This is a genomic window from Myroides gitamensis (assembly GCF_029894455.1).
Lineage (GTDB): Bacteria > Bacteroidota > Bacteroidia > Flavobacteriales > Flavobacteriaceae > Flavobacterium > Flavobacterium odoratum.
In genome coordinates, this window is record NZ_JARYHN010000001.1 from 3,100,112 (window position 1) to 3,117,885 (window position 17,774).

Here is a 17,774-nt window from a genome sequence, read left to right on the forward strand (position 1 = left end):
ACATCGAATTTTTAACAAAAAGTTCTTAAATACTCCTAATGCGCAGTAATTTCTCCACATACTTTCCGATCACATCAAACTCCAAGTTTACGACCTGTCCTACTTCATAATGTTTGAAAATAGTATGCTCTTTTGTATACGGAATAATCGCAACGCTAAACGTATTAATTCCAGAATCCACAACAGTTAAGCTCGTTCCATCAATCGTAATTGACCCTTTAGAAATCGTCGTATGTTTTACGTTTTTATCAAATTCAAATCCGTAATACGTACTTCCATCCGCATCTTCAATAGACACACAACGACCAACTGTATCTACGTGTCCTTGTACAATATGTCCATCCAAACGCGCATTCGCTAACATCCCGCGTTCTAAATTAATTTCTTGTCCGATTTTCCACTGTCCGATTGTCGTAACATCAATCGTTTCTTTGATAGCCGTCACAGTAAAGGTTTCGTTTTCAATCGCCACGACTGTTAAACATATTCCATTGTGTAAAACACTCTGATCAATCTTCAGTTCATTAACGAATGAACACGATACAGTTAGGTGGATATTTTCTTTTTCTCGTGCAATATTTTTAACGATTGCAATTTCTTCAACAATTCCTGTAAACATTACTCCATTTATTTTATTAAATTTGTTTTCAAAATTACTAATAATTTATACGAAACTATGAGCCATAAAGAAGAAAATGTTAGGGTAGGTATATCAATAGGCGATTTAAACGGTATTGGACCCGAAGTTATCCTTAAATGTTTCGAAGACAACAGAATGCTTGAGCTCTGTACGCCCGTTATTTTCGGTAGTTCAAAGCCCTTATCTTATATTAAAAAGAACATCAATAGCAATGTGAATTTTCAAGGCATTGATAGTTTAGATCAAATTGTCACAGGTAAGCTTAACGTATTAAACCTTTGGAAAGAGAACGTCAACATCAACTTTGGCGAGAACGATCCGGTTGTAGGCGGTTATGCAATCAAATCATTTGTTGCAGCAACAGAAGCATTAAAAAATGACGAAATTGATATTTTAATCACTGCTCCGATTAATAAATACAACACCCAATCGGAAGAGTTCAAACACCCTGGGCATACAAATTACCTAAACGAACAGTTAGAAGGTAATGCTTTGATGCTTTTGGTTAGCGACGATTTAAAAGTGGGATTATTAACGGATCACCTTCCTTTAAAAGACGTTGCACAAGCAATTACTCCACAGCGCATCGAAGAAAAAGTAAAGACTATTCGCGAAGCATTGATGAACGATTTCAACATCTTCAATCCGCGTATTGCTGTTTTAGGACTTAATCCACATGCAGGAGATGAAGGCGTTATTGGAACGGAAGAGCAAGAAATCATCAAACCAACGATAACTAAACTAGCAGAAGAAGGCATACTCGTATCCGGTCCATTTCCAGCTGATGGCTTTTTTGGATCACAACTTTACAACAGCTTTGACGCAGTCATTGCGTGTTATCACGACCAGGGCTTAGCACCTTTCAAAGCGCTTTCTTTCAGTAAAGGTGTAAATTACACCGCAGGTCTAAACAAAATTAGAACTTCACCTGATCACGGAACAGCTTATGATATAGCAGGTAAAAACCTAGCTGACCCTACTTCTTTTCGCGAGGCCTTGTACTTAGCCCTTGATGTTTTCAGAAACCGAAACCGAAACATTGAAGCCAAGAGCAACCCACTTGTGCCCCAAGAAAAAGAAAATAATACAAAAAAATTTGATAATTAGCTTGTAATAATAATAATTTTTTATCTTTGCACGCTCAAATCATGTATTTGATGAATACCGAAAAAACATATTCGATATCCTTCATAGGATTGAAAAATGGAGAACATACTTTTGAATATCAAATAGGTAGTGATTTTTTTAAAAATTACGACTACGATGATTTCAACCGTATAGAAGCAAATATTAGCGTTCTTTTAAATAAAAAAGCTACCCTTTTAGAGGTAAACTTTAAGGCAAAAGGAGTTGTAAACGTTCCTTGTGATGTCACAAATGAAGACTTTGATCTTCCTATTGAGAATGAATTCAATCTAGTTGTAAAATTTGGAGAAGAATTCAATGACGATCACGATGAAATACTCATCCTCCCGATGAATGAATACGAGATTAACCTCTCGCAATACATCTATGAATTACTTGTATTGTCCATTCCTGTCAAACGAGTGAGCCCTGAAGCAGCAGAAGACGAAGACTTCGATGAAGAAGAATTTGATTTTTTATTTAGAGACGAAGACGAAGACAATGAAATGGAAGAATCACAAGAAGAAGAAACGACAAGTGATTCAGACCAGGCAGATATAGACCCTAGATGGGAAAAATTAAAAAAACTATTAACGGATAAATAATATAGTAAAATGGCACATCCTAAGAGAAAGACCTCGAAAACAAGAAGAGATAAAAGAAGAACGCACTACAAAGCTGTAGCTCCAACTATCGCTACTTGTCCTGTTACTGGTGAAGCTCACTTATTCCACAGAGCTTACTGGCACGAAGGAAAACTTTACTACAGAGGACAAGTTGTAATAGACAAAACAACAGCAGTAGAAGCATAAGCTTTTCAAAAACACAATAAACTCTCACAATGTGTGAGAGTTTTTTTTTGCCGAAATTTACCAAGAGAGCGAGTTTTAAGACTTAAAAAGGCTCCAGTTCGTTTTTTTTTCGTAATTTTCGCTTCTTTTTGGAATGTTTTTATAAAGTAAAGCAACACCATATGACAAAAATACATGCAGCCATTACTGCTGTTGGTTGTTATTTGCCCGAGACAAAGTTAACCAACGCGGATTTAGAAAAAATGGTTGAAACTAACGACGAGTGGATAACCTCTCGAACAGGAATTAAAGAACGTCGCATTCTTAGAGAACCTGGACAAGGCTCTTCGTATATGGCTATCAAAGCTGCGGAGAATCTAATTAAAAAATCAGGAGTAGATCCAAAAGAAATAGACTTAGTCCTATTATCAACTGCTACCCCAGACATGCCTGTAGCAATTACAGGAGTATACGTAGCTTCTCAAATTGGTGCTACAAATGCTTTTGCTTTTGACTTACAAGCTGCTTGTTCAAGCTTCTTATATGGAATGTCTGTTGCTTCTGCTTATATCGAATCTGGTAAGTACAAAAAAGTACTACTAATCGGATCGGATAAAATGTCTTCTATTATCGATTATACGGATCGTGCAACTTGCATTATTTTTGGAGATGCTGCCGGAGCAGTTTTATTTGAACCCAACACGGATGGTTACGGAATTATAGATGAATATCTAAGAAGTGACGGAATCGGAAGAGAATACTTAAAAATTGACGCTGGTGGTTCTATTTTACCAGCAAGCGCTGAAACAGTTGCCAATAAGCAACACTATGTTTTCCAAGATGGAAAAACTGTTTTCAAATACGCCGTATCAAACATGGCTGATGTCAGTGAGAAAATCATGCAACGCAACAATTTAACACACAGTGATGTAAATTGGTTGGCTGCACATCAAGCAAACAAACGCATTATCGATGCTACTGCTCACCGCATGGGAGTGGATGATTCTAAAGTTCTAATGAACATCGAGCGATACGGAAATACAACCTCTGCTACTTTACCCTTATTATTATGTGACTATGAAAACCAATTGAAGAAAGGTGATAATATTATCTTTGCTACCTTTGGTGGAGGTTTCACATGGGGATCTATATATTTAAAGTGGGCTTACAATAGTTAATTAATTTAGGAAAAACAACTAACCAATACATTAGTATGGACATTAAAGAAATTCAAAACCTAATCAAATTCGTAGCGAAATCAGGAGCTACAGAAGTAAAATTAGAAATGGATGATTTTAAAATCACCATCAAAACGACAGAAACAGGAAGCACTGAAACAACGTATATCCAACAAGTTCCAGTGTTGCACCATCAATGCCACAAGCTCCTGTAGCTGCAGCACCAGTTGCAACTAGTGAAGCTCCAGCAGCTGCACCACAAGCAGGAGAAGATGCAAAATACATCACTGTAAAATCTCCAATCATCGGAACATTCTACAGAAAACCAGCACCAGACAAAGCTCCTTTCGCAGAAGTAGGAACAGTAATCAAACCTGGAGATGTAGTTTGTGTTATTGAAGCAATGAAATTATTCAACGAAATCGAATCTGAAGTATCAGGTAAAATCGTGAAAATCTTAGTTGACGATTCGTCACCTGTTGAGTTTGATCAACCTTTATTCTTAGTTGACCCATCTTAAGAAATTAAACAACCCTTTTTTGCTTGCGAAGAAGAAAAGTACAATTTAGAATTTAAAATTTCAGAAGATGTTTAAAAAAATATTAGTAGCTAATAGAGGTGAAATTGCTTTACGCATCATTAGAACGTGTAAAGAAATGGGAATAAAAACTGTAGCTGTTTATTCAACTGCAGATGCAGATAGCCTTCACGTACGTTTCGCTGACGAAGCAGTATGTATCGGACCTGCACCCTCAAACCTATCGTATTTAAAAATTTCCAACATTATCGCTGCAGCTGAAATCACAAATGCTGATGCGATTCACCCTGGATATGGTTTCTTAGCTGAAAATGCAAAGTTTTCTAAGATCTGTCAAGAGCACGGAGTAAAATTTATCGGTGCTTCTCCTGAGATGATCGAAAAAATGGGAGACAAAGCAACAGCTAAAGAAACAATGAAGTTAGCTGGAGTACCAACGGTTCCAGGTTCAGATGGCTTATTAGAGTCATTAGAACACGCAAAGAAAACAGCCAAAGAAATTGGTTACCCTGTCATGATGAAAGCAACTGCTGGAGGTGGCGGTAAAGGGATGCGTGAGATCTTCAAAGAAGAAGAAATCGAGAGAGCGTGGGAAAGTGCTCGTCAAGAAGCTGCTGCTGCTTTTGGAAATGATGGAATGTACATGGAAAAACTAATCGTTGATCCACGTCACATCGAAATCCAAGTAGTAGGAGATTCGTATGGTAAAGCATGTCACTTATCTGAAAGAGACTGTTCAATCCAAAGACGTCACCAAAAACTTACTGAAGAAACTCCTTCTCCATTCATGACCGATGAATTGAGAGACAAGATGGGATTAGCTGCTGTAAAAGCCGCAGAATTCATCAAATACGAAGGAGCAGGAACGATTGAGTTCTTAGTGGACAAAGATCGCAACTTCTACTTCATGGAAATGAATACACGTATCCAAGTGGAGCACCCAATTACAGAACAAGTGATTGATTACGATTTAATTCGCGAACAAATCCTAGTTGCTGCAGGTGTGCCAATCTCTGGTAAAAACTATACACCTAAATTACACTCTATCGAATGTCGTATCAACGCTGAAGATCCATTCAATGACTTCAGACCTTCTCCAGGAAGAATTACTACGTTGCATGCGCCAGGAGGTCATGGAGTGCGTTTAGATACACACGTGTATTCTGGATACTCTATCCCGCCAAACTACGATTCAATGATTGCAAAGTTGATCACAACCGCTCAAACAAGAGAAGAAGCAATCAACAAAATGAAACGTGCATTAGACGAGTTTGTAATCGAAGGAATTAAAACAACAATTCCTTTCCACAGACAGTTGATGGATGATCCAAATTACAGAGCAGGTAACTATACAACTGCTTTCATGGAATCATTCCACATGAAACCATTAGAAGAAGAATAAACATATTCTACCTATACAAATAGAGGGAACTAAATTTAGTTCCCTCTATTTTTTTTCTAAAAATCCATCTTTTAAAGCGTCAAAAACGCGATAAAAATTAGAAAAAACACAAGCTAGAATATTTTTTAGTAAAAAATTCAAATTCAATTCTTTTAGACTCCAAAAAAACTATATATTTGGTGTTCTAATATTTTTATTTTTTTAAAATGCACACAGGCGTAATTAAATTCTTCAACGAAGACAAAGGATTCGGTTTCATTACTAATGAAGCTACTAAACAAGACATCTTTGTTCACATCACAGGTTTAAGAACAAAGAATGTTGAACAAGGTAACCGCGTTTCTTACGAAGAGGAACAAGGTAAAAAAGGGCTTATTGCCACTAATGTACAAGTGATAGAAGATTAAGAAAATATATATAATTTTCCGTTACAGTAAAGCTATCTAACTTAGGTTAGGTAGCTTTTTTTTATTCCCTAAATCACTATTTATAATTAATCTAAATACATATTGGGCTATATTAAAGAATTAGCACAAGACCAAGAGTTCCAAAACTTTGTAAAGACGATCTAGGGCTCTATATTTGTATGTTGTATTCTAACATAAAACTTGTACTTATGCAATCAAGTCAACTCGATTTTATACCAATTTTAATGCAAATTGCACTAGCTGCGGGATTTGTATCTATGACGATATGGGTTTCTGGGAAACTAGGACCTAGAAAAAAATCAAAAATCAAGGATAGTACTTGGGAATGTGGACTAGAATCATTGGGAAACGCACGTATTCCTTTTAACGTAAAGTATTTCTTAGTTGCTATTCTCTTTGTTCTATTTGATGTTGAAGTAGTATTCCTTTATCCTTGGGCGATGAACTTTCAAGAATTGGGATGGGAAGGATTGGCCAAAATGGGAATTTTCTTATTCCTTTTGGTAGTTGGACTATTATATGAATTTAAAAAGAAGGGTCTCGAATGGGATTAAAAAACTAGGAAGATGAGCGATAAAAAATATAAAACAGTAGAAGCTCCTGATGGATATGTAGGAGAAGGTTTTTTTGCCACTAAATTAAGTGAAGTAGTTGGTTTGGCACGTTCTAACTCAATGTGGCCTTTACCTTTTGCCACTTCATGTTGTGGTATTGAATTTATGGCAACCATGGCTGCAACGTATGATATTGCCCGTTTCGGATCAGAACGTATGAGTTTCTCTCCTAGACAAGCAGATATGTTGATGGTAATGGGAACTATTTCGAAAAAAATGGCCCCAATCTTACGCCAAGTATATGAACAAATGGCTGAACCTAAATGGGTAATCGCTGTTGGTGCTTGTGCTTCATCAGGTGGTATTTTTGATACTTATTCTGTATTACAAGGAATTGATAAAGTGATTCCAGTAGACGTATATGTACCAGGATGCCCTCCTCGACCAGAACAGATTCTTGATGGCGTTATGAGATTGCATGAAATCGTTAAAGCAGAATCAGTTTATAGACGTGGTACAAAAGAATACGATGAGTTATTAAAATCTTATAACATAGAAAGTAAATAGATATGGCATTAGATAATCAAACCATTCAAAAAACTTTAATCGACCAATTTGGTTTGTCGGTTAAGGAATTTCACGAACAACACGACATGCTTATTTTTGAAGTCGCGCCTGATACTCTTCACGCAGTTGTTCAGTTTTTGAAAGAAAATGACCAGATGAATTTCAACTTTCTAACGGATGTTTGTGGGGTTCACTACCCAGATTCAGAAGAAGATCGTCAATTTGCCGTAGTATACCACATGCACAATTGGATGGACAACGTGAGAATTCGCTTCAAGACCTTTTTGAACAGCAAAAATCCAACGGTTGATTCTGTTGTAGATTTATTCAAATCTGCGAATTGGCAAGAAAGAGAAACCTATGATTTCTACGGCATTAAGTTCAAAAATCATCCACAATTGAAACGTATTTTAAATATGGATGAAATGGAATCTTTCCCACTGCGCAAAGAATTTCCATTAGAAGATGAAGGAAGAACAGACAAAGACGATCGATTCTTTGGTAGAACGATTCACAATTGTTAATAACTGATTAAGATTCAAGATTATGTCAGATTTATTATTACCACCGGAAGAGAGATACGCGAAGCTGATTGAGGAAAAGTTTCAAGAAGATGGAACAGAGTTACAGATCTTAAACTTAGGTCCTACACACCCAGCAACGCATGGTATCTTTCAAAATATTATCTTACTAGATGGGGAAAAGGTACTAGATGGAGAAGGAACTATCGGTTATATTCACCGTGCCTTTGAAAAAATCGCAGAAAACCGCCCATTCTACCAAATCAACGTATTAACGGATCGTTTGAACTATTGTTCATCACCAATCAATAATACAGCTTGGTGGATGACAGTAGAAAAAGCTTTGGGTATTGATATTCCGAAACGCGTGCAATATATGCGCGTGATTGTGATGGAATTAGCACGTATCGCAGACCACATTATTTGTAGTTCTGTTATGGGTGTAGATACAGGAGCCTTAACTGGATTCTTATACGTATTTCAATACAGAGAAAAAATATACGAAATCTACGAAGAAATCTCAGGGGCTCGTTTAACGACAAACATGGGACGTATTGGTGGATTCGAAAGAGAATGGAGCCCTACGGTATTCAAAAAAATTGAAGAATTTTTAGCTGAATTCCCTGCTATTTGGAGCGAATTTGAAGGTTTATTAACTAGAAATAGAATCTTCATGGATCGTACAGTAGGTGTAGGTGGAATCTCCGCAGAAGAGGCTATCAACTTCGGATTTACAGGACCAAACTTACGTGCGGCTGGTGTAGATTACGACGTTCGTATCGCTACTCCTTATTGTTCTTATGAAGATTTTGAATTTGAGGTTCCTGTAGGAACAGCTGGTGATTGTTACGATCGTTTCTGTGTGCGTAACGCAGAAGTTTGGGAAAGTATGAAAATCATCCGTCAAGCATTAGATAAAATGCCGGAAGGACCTTTCCACGCAGATGTTCCGGAATACTACCTTCCTCCAAAAGAAGATGTATACACCAATATGGAGGCTTTAATTTATCACTTCAAAATTGTGATGGGTGAAGTACCCGTTCCTGTAACTGAATTGTATCACGCCGTTGAAGGAGGTAATGGTGAACTAGGATTCTACTTGATCACAGATGGTAGTAGAACACCGTATCGCTTGCATTTCAGAAGACCTTGCTTTATCATTTACCAAGCGTACAATGACATCGTAAGAGGAGGTATGCTATCAGATGCGATTATTACCCTATCAAGTTTAAACATCATTGCAGGAGAATTAGACGCTTAAATCATGGAAACGAAGAAATACAAACAAAATATAAATATCACGCCTGAACTTCAACAACGCATTGACGAATTGTTGAGCCACTACCCTGCTGATAAAAAGAAATCAGCGCTTTTACCCGTTTTACACGCAGCACAAGATGCACATGACAATTGGTTGAGCGTAGAATTAATGGATAAAGTAGCGGAGATATTAGGCATTTCATCTATCGAAGTATACGAGGTAGTTACGTTCTACACGATGTACAACCAAAAACCCATGGGTACGTATATGTTTGAGTTCTGCTTAACTTCATGCTGTGGCATTCGTGGAGCAGACGATATGATGGAATACGCTTGTGAAAAATTAGGTATTAAACCAGGAGAAACAACACCTGATGGGTTATTTTCTGTGGTGGGTGTTCAGTGCTTAGGCGCTTGTGGATATGCACCAATGATGCAGTTAGGCGACTTCTACAAAGAGCACTTGACGCGAGAAAAAATCGACCAAATCATTGATGATTGTAAAGCAGGAAAAGTAATTCTTCACGACAAATAGTAATATGGCGACAAAAATATTATTAGACAAAATCAATATCCCTGGGATAAAATCATACGAAGTATATCGTCAAAATGGCGGATATGCATCGGTTGAAAAGGCATTGAAAACAATGGCTCCAGACGATATTACAGAACAGGTAAAAGCATCAGGACTAAGAGGTCGTGGAGGTGCAGGTTTCCCTGTTGGTTTAAAATGGAGTTTCATCGACAAAAAATCAGGTAAACCAAGACACTTGGTATGCAACGCCGATGAGTCTGAACCAGGAACATTTAAAGACAGATACTTAATGGAATATATCCCTCACTTATTAATTGAGGGAATGATTACGGCAAGTTATGCTTTAGGAGCAAACTTATCGTACATCTATATCCGTGGTGAATATATGTGGGTATTCAAAACCTTAGAAAGAGCCATCAAAGAAGCGTATGCTGCAGGATGGTTAGGGAAGAATATCCTAGGGACTGATTACTCTCTTGATTTACACGTGCACTGTGGTGCTGGAGCGTATATCTGTGGAGAAGAAACAGCCTTAATTGAATCCTTAGAAGGAAAAAGAGGAAATCCTCGAATCAAACCACCTTTCCCTGCGGTAAGTGGTTTATGGGGAAATCCAACGGTAGTTAACAACGTAGAATCAATTGCTAATATTCCGTGGATTGTCAACAATTCTGGTGATGATTATGCTAAAATTGGTTTGGGTCGTTCTACAGGAACAAAATTAATTTCTGCTTCAGGACACATCAGAAAACCTGGCGTTTATGAAATTGAAATGGGTATTACTGTAGAGGAATTTATCAATTCGGATGAATATTGTGGTGGAATGATGGATGATCGTCCAATCAAGGCTTTAATCCCTGGTGGATCATCAGTGCCAATCTTACCTGCTCACTTAATATACAAAACAGCCAATGGTGAAGATCGTCTCATGACGTATGAATCTTTATCTGATGGTGGTTTTGAAAGTGGATCCATGTTGGGATCAGGTGGTTTTATTGTTTACAATGATACCGCTTGTATCGTAAGAAATACATGGAACTTCGCTCGTTTCTATGCACATGAAAGCTGTGGACAATGTTCACCTTGTCGCGAAGGAACAGGATGGATGGAAAAAGTATTGCACCGCATTGAAACTGGACATGGAACAATGGATGATATTGACCTATTATGGAATATCCAAAGCAATATTGAAGGTAACACAATTTGTCCTTTAGGAGATGCTGCTGCTTGGCCAGTTGCTGCTGCTATTAGACATTTTAGAGAAGAGTTTGAATATCACGTTTTATTCCCTGAAAAAGTAAAAGACAGAAATCACTATGTCAATGAACCTTTTGAGAGCGTAAAACACCTGATTAATAAATAATGCTAATTTTTTAGCTAAAAAGCACAATTTATGAAAGTTACTATAGACGGACATGAAATAGAAGTAGAACCAGGAACATCCATTCTACAAGCAGCAAGAATGATTGGTGGGGAATCAGTTCCACCAGCGATGTGCTATTACTCAAAACTAGAAGGAACGGGAGGAAAATGTAGAGCTTGTTTGGTTGAAGTTTCGAAAGGTAGTGAAGCAGATCCACGTCCGATGCCTAAACTAATGGCTTCTTGTAAAACAGGAGTTATGGATGGTATGGAAGTAAAAAGCATCTCTTCACCACGAGTTTTAGAAGCGAGAAAATCAGTAACCGAATTTCTTCTTATTAATCACCCTTTAGACTGTCCTGTTTGTGATCAAGCGGGAGAATGTGATTTACAAAACTTAGCGTTTCAACACGGAAAAGAACAAAAAAGATACCAGGAAGAAAAAAGAACATTTGAACCTGAAAACATAGGAGATAACATCCAATTACACATGAATCGTTGTATTCTGTGCTACCGTTGTGTAAAAACAGCAGAGCAATTAACAGATGAACGCGTACATGGTGTTTGTGGTAGAGGGGAACACGCTCAAATCTCAACTTATATTTCAGCGGCAATTGAAAATGAATTCTCTGGAAACATGATTGACGTATGTCCAGTAGGTGCATTAACAGATAAAACCTTCCGTTTTAAATCTCGTGTTTGGTTTAATAAACCGTACAATGCACACCGCAACTGCCCTACTTGTTCTGGAAAAACGACAGTATGGATGTTTGGAGATGAAATTCAACGTGTAACGGCTCGTAAAGACGAATTCCACGAAGTAGAAGAATTTATCTGTAACTCATGTCGCTTTGACCACAAAGAAACAAGTGATTGGGTAATTGAAGGACCGCGTAAATTCGAAAAATTCTCTGTAATCAATCAAAATAACTACACGAAGAAATTAGATCACGTAGTGATTAAAACAGAAGAACACATTTTAGAAGGACGTGAGCAGGATCGTAAAAAGATCAGTATGAAAGCTATCCCTTTTACTAACGAAGAATCTAAAGAATAAAACGGTATAAAATGGATAAAGCTATTATTATTGATAAAGCAGTTATTATTGTAGTTGTATTCGCAATTACAATGCTTATGGCGATGTATGCTACGTTAGCTGAACGAAAAATTGCAGCGTGGATACAAGATCGTTTAGGTCCAAACCGTGCAGGTAAAGGAGGGGTTTTACAACCTTTGGCCGATGGTTTAAAACTATTTGCTAAAGAAGAATATGAACCAACAACACCTAACCGATTCTTATTCAAATTTGGTCCTTTCTTGGCTATGACCTTGGCACTTATGACAAGTGCTGTATTGCCTTGGGGTGACAAATTTGTTCTTTTCGGAAGAGAAATTATCTTACAAGCCGCAGATCTTAACGTAGGAATCTTATACGTTCTTGCCGTACTTTCTGTTGGAGTTTACGGTATTATGATTGGTGCTTGGGCATCTAATAATAAATATTCTTTGATGAGTGGTATTCGTGCTGCTTCTCAAATGATTTCATACGAAATTGCAATGGGACTTTCACTTATCTCTTTGTTGTTATTGACACAAAGTATGAGTATGAGAGAAATCGCGTTGCAACAAAGTGGAATGAACTGGAACGTATTTTATCAACCCCTAGGGTTTTTAATCTTCTTAATTTGTTCATTCGCTGAAACAAATAGAGCCCCTTTCGACTTAGCTGAATGTGAGCAAGAGTTAATCGGTGGATTCCACACGGAATACTCTTCGATGAAAATGGGATTCTTCTTATTCGCAGAATATGCAAACTTGTTTATTTCTTCTGCTATCATCGCGGTGTTATACTTTGGAGCTTATAACTATCCAGGTATGTCATGGGCTGTTGAAAATTGGGGAGTAAACATTGCAAATGTTTTGGGAATTGTAGCCCTATTTATAAAAATCTGTTTCTTCATCTTTGTATACATGTGGGTACGTTGGACTTTACCGCGTTTCCGTTATGACCAATTGATGAACTTAGGATGGAAATCATTAATCCCATTGGCATTATTGAACTTAATCGTTACAGCAGTTGTAATCTTACTATTAAACTAATTAAACATGTCATCAACTAATACATATTCTTTATCAGGAAGAAAGAAGATGGTTTCTAACAAGAAACTAACTTGGAGTGAGCGCATCTATTTGGTTGCGATTTTCAAAGGAATGATGGTTACCTTAAAACACATGTTTAAGAAAAAGGTGACAATCTCTTATCCTGAACAAACCCGTCCATTTAGCCCTGTATACCGTGGTAGACATACGCTAATGCGCGACGACGAAGGAAGAGAGCGCTGTACTGCTTGTGGTTTATGTGCTTTATCTTGTCCTGCAGAAGCAATCACGATGAAAGCTGCAGAACGTAAACCAGAAGAAAAACACTTATACCGCGAGGAAAAGTATGCTGAAATCTATGAGATCAACATGCTTCGTTGTATCTTCTGTGGTTTATGTGAAGAATCTTGTCCTAAACAAGCCATTTACTTGACTAAATCAGGAGAGATTACCAAAGCAGATATCACGCGTGAGAACTTTATCTACGGAAAAGATAAATTGGTTATGCCTTTAGAGGCGGCTATTGCTAATACGAACAAACAGAATCAAGCGTAATTATGATAGAAATTTTATTTTACATCCTTTCGACCATTACACTCGGAAGTGCAGCGTTAACGTTGTTGAGTAAAAACCCTATTCACAGCGCTTTGTGGTTGGTTGTTAGTTTCTTCTCAATAGCAGGTCATTACATCCTATTGAACTCACAGTTTTTAGGAATGATCCATATTATGGTATACTCAGGGGCCATTATGATTTTAATGTTATTTACCATCATGTTAATGAACTTAAATATCAGCCACGAAGTATCTAAACCTTTAGTGTCTAAAGTAGTTGCAACGATTGCCTTCTGTTTAGTAGGTTTATTGTTGTTATCAATCACTTTAAGAGGAAATCAAGCGTACGAATTACAATATGCTAGCCACGGACAAGACTTCCAGTCTGTTCACGTACTAGGAAAAGTATTATTGAATGAATACGTAGTTCCATTTGAAATGATTGCAGTATTATTATTACTAGCAATGATTGGAGCTGTATTGATTTCTAAAAAAGATAAATCTGAAAAAGCAGCATAATTATGGAAAATGTAATTGAAATCATCGGTATTGATAAATACATCTACTTATCGATTCTATTATTCTGCATCGGAGTATTTGGAATATTATATAGACGAAACGCAATTGTAATGTTTATGTGTATTGAGATTATGTTGAACTCAGCTAATATGCTATTAGTTGCTTTTTCAACTTATCACCAAGATGCACAAGGACAAGTTTTTGTTTTCTTTACTATGGCAGTGGCCGCAGCAGAAGTTGCTGTTGGATTAGCTATCCTAGTATCGATTTACAGAAATATTGGCGCAATTGATATTGATAAATTAAAGAACTTAAAAGGATAATTCCTTATGGATACAAACGTAATTTTACTTTTATTATTAGTCCCATTAATTGGGTCTTTGGTCAATGTTTTCTTCGGAAAAAAATTAGGTAATGGTTCAGGAATTATCGCAACTGTAGCAGTTTTAATTTCTTTTATCATTTCACTATTGGCATTCATCCAGGTGAACAGTACCAAACAACCTATTGAGATTGAACTATTCGAATGGATGGCCCTAGCTAACTTCAATGTTACTTTTGGCTTTTTACTGGATCAACTTTCTTTGTTGTGGTTGTTATTTGTTACTGGAATCGGAACATTGATTCACTGGTATTCGACCAACTACATGAAAAATGACGAAAACTACGGTAAGTTTTTCGCTTATTTAAATCTATTCATCTTCTTCATGATTGTGTTAGTTACAGGAAGTAACTTATTAATCACATTCATCGGGTGGGAAGGTGTAGGATTATGTTCTTACTTATTAATCGGATTTTGGCATAAAAACCAGTCGTATAACGATGCCGCTAAAAAAGCATTTATCATGAACCGCATCGGGGATTTAGGCTTTTTAGTTGGGGTATTTATCTTGGCTTTCTTATTCCAATCTTTGGATTATATGACGATCAAAGAAGCATTAATGCACGGAACAAACCACCAAATCAATACGTGGATTGGATGGGCTGCTTTAGCCTTATTCATTGGTGCAGTAGGAAAAAGTGCTCAAATTCCATTGTATACTTGGTTACCCGATGCGATGGCAGGACCAACACCTGTTTCTGCGTTAATTCACGCGGCAACAATGGTTACTGCAGGTATCTTCTTAATCACTAGATTAAACTTTGTTTTTGACTTAGCACCGCATATCCAAAATATCATCGCCATTGTAGGAGCTGTAACTTCTTTGTTTGCTGCTACTATTGGTTTGGTACAAACCGATATCAAAAAAGTATTGGCCTATTCAACCGTATCTCAATTGGGATTAATGTTTATGGCTGTTGGTTTTGGTGCTTATGAAATCGCGGTGTTCCACGTGGTAACACACGCTTTCTTCAAAGCTTGTTTATTCTTAGGATCAGGATCTGTTATCCATGCTATGGGTGGTGAACAAGACATGAGAAATATGGGAGGTTTAAAGAAATTTATGCCTGCAACTTATGCTACGTTCCTTTTAGCAACAATCGCTATTTCAGGATTCCCTCCTTTCTCTGGATTCTTCTCTAAAGACGAAATCTTATTAACAGCTTTCAGTCATAATCCAGTATTATACGTAATCGGATCTATCGCGTCTATCATGACGGCATTCTATATGTTCCGATTGTTATACTTGACTTTCTTCAAAAATTTCAGAGGAACGCAAGAACAAAAGAATCACTTACATGAAAGTCCAGCTGCCATTACCGTTCCTTTATGGATCTTAGGTATTTTATCTGTGGTAGGTGGAGCAATTAGCTTACCTGGAAACAGTTGGTTAAATAGCTATTTAGAGCCTATTATCGTGAACAGTGCTAACGCACATCCACACGTATTAGGTACGACAGAATACATCTTAATGGCTATCGCTGTTATTGGAGCATGTATTGGTTTATTTATTGCGTATAGCAAATACATCAAAAAAGGTGAACTTCCTCCTGCAGATGAACAAATGACAGGATTCCACAAGGTATTATACAACAAATACTATATCGACGAAATCTACATGAAAGTAATTGTAAAACCAATTTACGCGCTTGCAGTATTCTTTAGAGATGTAGTAGAAGTAGTATTGTCTGAAGCCATTTATGGATTAGGAAAAATAGCAGATGGATTATCACTACAAGGAAAAAAAGCACAAAACGGAAATATCGGATTGTACTTATTTGCCTTTGTATTTGGAATCTGTTTGATGTTGTATTATTTATTCATTGCAAGATAATTTAGAGAGATGAACGTAACTATATTATTATTAACGTTATTAGTTGGAGCATTTGCTACGTTTTTAGCAAATAAAACACTTGCCCCTAAAATTGCTTTGCTATTCGGGTTAGTCGCATTTGTAGAAACAATTGCCATCATTTGCCAACACAATTCAGGAGTAAATGCCGGTTTTACGACGCAATGGATTATGAATCCTAATATTCACATTGCCCTAAAAGCGGATGGATTAGCTTTAGCCCTTGTTTTATTAACAACGATGCTAACACCGCTAATCATTTTATCCTCTTTTGGAAATCACATTGAAAAATCAAATCTATTCTACGGGTTAGTGATGTTTATGTCATTCGCTATGACTGGAACATTCTTAGCTGCAGACGGATTTTTATACTATATTTTCTGGGAATTATCTTTAATTCCAATCTACTTCATTGCTTTACTATGGGGGAATGATACTTTCGAAGCGCGTAAAAAAGCTATTTTTAAATTCTTTATTTACACCTTTGCAGGATCTTTGTTCATGTTGGTTGGGTTCATTTACCTTTACCAAAAAGCAGGTAGCTTCTTATTAGCAGATTTATACAACGTAAGCTTAACAAGTCAAGAGCAATACTGGATTTTCCTAGCGTTCTTCTTAGCTTATGCAATTAAAATTCCTATTTTCCCTTTCCATACTTGGCAGGCATCAACCTACGAAAAAGCACCTACTGTTGGAACCATGCTTTTATCTGGGATTATGTTGAAAATGGGATTATACTCGATCATCCGTTGGCAATTACCTATCACTTCATCAGCAGCGAAAGAGTTGATGCCAACTATTTTAGTATTGTGTATCATCGGAGTAGTATATGGATCAATCGTAGCTCTAAAACAAGTGAATATCAAGCGTTTTTTCGCTTATTCTTCACTAGCTCACGTTGGTTTAATTGCAGCAGGTGCTTATACCCTAACATTAGATGGTTTACTAGGAGCAGTTTATCAAATGCTAGCCCACGGTTTTGTAATCGTTGGTTTATTCTACGTAGCTGAAATTATGTACAATCGCTTCGAAACAAGAGCAATTAATGAAATGGGAGGAATTCGCCAACAAGCGCCACAATTCGCTTCTTTATTCATGATCTTGTTATTTGCTTCGATTGGTTTACCAGGAACATTCAGTTTCATTGGTGAATTCAGCTTACTATACGGTCTATCGCAAATCAATATCTGGTACGCGATCATTGGAGGAACAAGTGTCATTTTCGGAGCTTTCTATATGTTGCGTATGTTCCAAAGATCTATGCTAGGGGAAACGAATACCAAAGTATTTAAAGAGGTGTCAGTAAACGAGAAAATTGTATTAGGCGTATTAGTAATCACCGTAATTTTCTTAGGTGTTTACCCTAAACCAATTACCGATTTAATTACACCAAGTTTGGTTGAAATCGTATCCTATATTAAATAACAATTGAGATTCAGCTTATTCTGAAGCCATAATTCCAAAAT

Annotated in this window: 20 protein-coding genes and 1 pseudogene; 20 read left to right on the forward strand and 1 reads right to left on the reverse strand. The window is 37.0% G+C overall.

Translation table 11 applies throughout. The features are described from left to right. Positions 1-25: 25 nt before the first annotated feature. Entirely contained in the window at positions 26-619 is a 594-nt protein-coding gene (locus M2306_RS13790) for a riboflavin synthase (protein WP_259187561.1), read from the reverse strand. 57 nt (positions 620-676) lie between these two features. Between M2306_RS13790 and pdxA the strand changes: the two genes are divergently transcribed. The 20 genes and pseudogenes from pdxA (at position 677) to M2306_RS13890 (ending at position 17,733) form a co-directional block, all read left to right on the forward strand. Then, the gene (gene pdxA, locus M2306_RS13795) at positions 677-1,747 is read left to right on the forward strand and encodes a 4-hydroxythreonine-4-phosphate dehydrogenase PdxA (protein ID WP_115092207.1); all 1,071 of its coding nucleotides are present in this window, start codon (positions 677-679) and stop codon (positions 1,745-1,747) included. Positions 1,748-1,797: 50 nt separating this feature from the next. Next, on the forward strand, positions 1,798-2,370 hold the full coding sequence (locus tag M2306_RS13800) for a YceD family protein (RefSeq protein WP_181816747.1): 573 nt from the start codon (positions 1,798-1,800) through the stop codon (positions 2,368-2,370). A 9-nt stretch (positions 2,371-2,379) separates the two neighbouring features. Further along, positions 2,380-2,577, forward strand: a complete 198-nt coding sequence (rpmF, locus tag M2306_RS13805) for a 50S ribosomal protein L32 (RefSeq protein WP_002989043.1) — start codon at positions 2,380-2,382, stop codon at positions 2,575-2,577. A gap of 161 nt (positions 2,578-2,738) precedes the next feature. Continuing rightward, complete coding sequence (locus M2306_RS13810) at positions 2,739-3,734, forward strand: beta-ketoacyl-ACP synthase III (protein ID WP_002989038.1); 996 nt, start codon at positions 2,739-2,741, stop codon at positions 3,732-3,734. A 35-nt stretch (positions 3,735-3,769) separates the two neighbouring features. Next, a pseudogene (gene accB, locus M2306_RS13815) lies at positions 3,770-4,254 on the forward strand (acetyl-CoA carboxylase biotin carboxyl carrier protein). A gap of 67 nt (positions 4,255-4,321) precedes the next feature. Continuing rightward, positions 4,322-5,674 (forward strand): acetyl-CoA carboxylase biotin carboxylase subunit, encoded by a 1,353-nt coding sequence (gene accC, locus M2306_RS13820; protein ID WP_060875513.1) that lies wholly within the window; start codon positions 4,322-4,324, stop codon positions 5,672-5,674. 206 nt (positions 5,675-5,880) lie between these two features. Further along, the gene (locus tag M2306_RS13825) at positions 5,881-6,081 is read left to right on the forward strand and encodes a cold-shock protein (protein ID WP_115092205.1); all 201 of its coding nucleotides are present in this window, start codon (positions 5,881-5,883) and stop codon (positions 6,079-6,081) included. 209 nt (positions 6,082-6,290) lie between these two features. Further along, the gene (locus M2306_RS13830; RefSeq protein WP_002989025.1) at positions 6,291-6,656 is read left to right on the forward strand and encodes an NADH-quinone oxidoreductase subunit A; all 366 of its coding nucleotides are present in this window, start codon (positions 6,291-6,293) and stop codon (positions 6,654-6,656) included. Positions 6,657-6,668: 12 nt separating this feature from the next. Beyond that, positions 6,669-7,223, forward strand: a complete 555-nt coding sequence (locus tag M2306_RS13835) for an NADH-quinone oxidoreductase subunit B (RefSeq protein WP_002989023.1) — start codon at positions 6,669-6,671, stop codon at positions 7,221-7,223. A 2-nt stretch (positions 7,224-7,225) separates the two neighbouring features. Further along, the gene (locus M2306_RS13840; protein ID WP_115092204.1) at positions 7,226-7,747 is read left to right on the forward strand and encodes an NADH-quinone oxidoreductase subunit C; all 522 of its coding nucleotides are present in this window, start codon (positions 7,226-7,228) and stop codon (positions 7,745-7,747) included. Between the two features lie 22 nt (positions 7,748-7,769). Further along, positions 7,770-9,005, forward strand: a complete 1,236-nt coding sequence (locus M2306_RS13845; protein WP_259187558.1) for an NADH-quinone oxidoreductase subunit D — start codon at positions 7,770-7,772, stop codon at positions 9,003-9,005. A gap of 3 nt (positions 9,006-9,008) precedes the next feature. Further along, positions 9,009-9,539: an NADH-quinone oxidoreductase subunit NuoE family protein gene (locus tag M2306_RS13850; RefSeq protein WP_002989017.1), complete on the forward strand. Its 531-nt coding sequence runs from the start codon at positions 9,009-9,011 to the stop codon at positions 9,537-9,539. 4 nt (positions 9,540-9,543) lie between these two features. After that, positions 9,544-10,902, forward strand: a complete 1,359-nt coding sequence (gene nuoF, locus M2306_RS13855; protein ID WP_115092203.1) for an NADH-quinone oxidoreductase subunit NuoF — start codon at positions 9,544-9,546, stop codon at positions 10,900-10,902. Positions 10,903-10,932: 30 nt separating this feature from the next. Then, positions 10,933-11,958 (forward strand): NADH-quinone oxidoreductase subunit G, encoded by a 1,026-nt coding sequence (locus M2306_RS13860; protein ID WP_002989013.1) that lies wholly within the window; start codon positions 10,933-10,935, stop codon positions 11,956-11,958. An 11-nt stretch (positions 11,959-11,969) separates the two neighbouring features. Continuing rightward, positions 11,970-13,001, forward strand: coding sequence for an NADH-quinone oxidoreductase subunit NuoH (gene nuoH, locus M2306_RS13865; protein ID WP_002989011.1), 1,032 nt, complete (start codon positions 11,970-11,972; stop codon positions 12,999-13,001). Between the two features lie 6 nt (positions 13,002-13,007). Then, positions 13,008-13,556: a NuoI/complex I 23 kDa subunit family protein gene (locus M2306_RS13870; RefSeq protein WP_002989009.1), complete on the forward strand. Its 549-nt coding sequence runs from the start codon at positions 13,008-13,010 to the stop codon at positions 13,554-13,556. 2 nt (positions 13,557-13,558) lie between these two features. Continuing rightward, on the forward strand, positions 13,559-14,074 hold the full coding sequence (locus M2306_RS13875) for an NADH-quinone oxidoreductase subunit J family protein (protein WP_002989007.1): 516 nt from the start codon (positions 13,559-13,561) through the stop codon (positions 14,072-14,074). A 2-nt stretch (positions 14,075-14,076) separates the two neighbouring features. Beyond that, positions 14,077-14,397 (forward strand): NADH-quinone oxidoreductase subunit NuoK, encoded by a 321-nt coding sequence (gene nuoK / locus M2306_RS13880; protein WP_002989006.1) that lies wholly within the window; start codon positions 14,077-14,079, stop codon positions 14,395-14,397. A gap of 6 nt (positions 14,398-14,403) precedes the next feature. Further along, a complete protein-coding gene (gene nuoL / locus M2306_RS13885; RefSeq protein WP_115092201.1) occupies positions 14,404-16,290 on the forward strand; it encodes an NADH-quinone oxidoreductase subunit L in 1,887 nt (628 codons plus the stop codon). Positions 16,291-16,299: 9 nt separating this feature from the next. Further along, positions 16,300-17,733, forward strand: coding sequence for a complex I subunit 4 family protein (locus M2306_RS13890; protein ID WP_115092200.1), 1,434 nt, complete (start codon positions 16,300-16,302; stop codon positions 17,731-17,733). Positions 17,734-17,774: the final 41 nt, after the last annotated feature.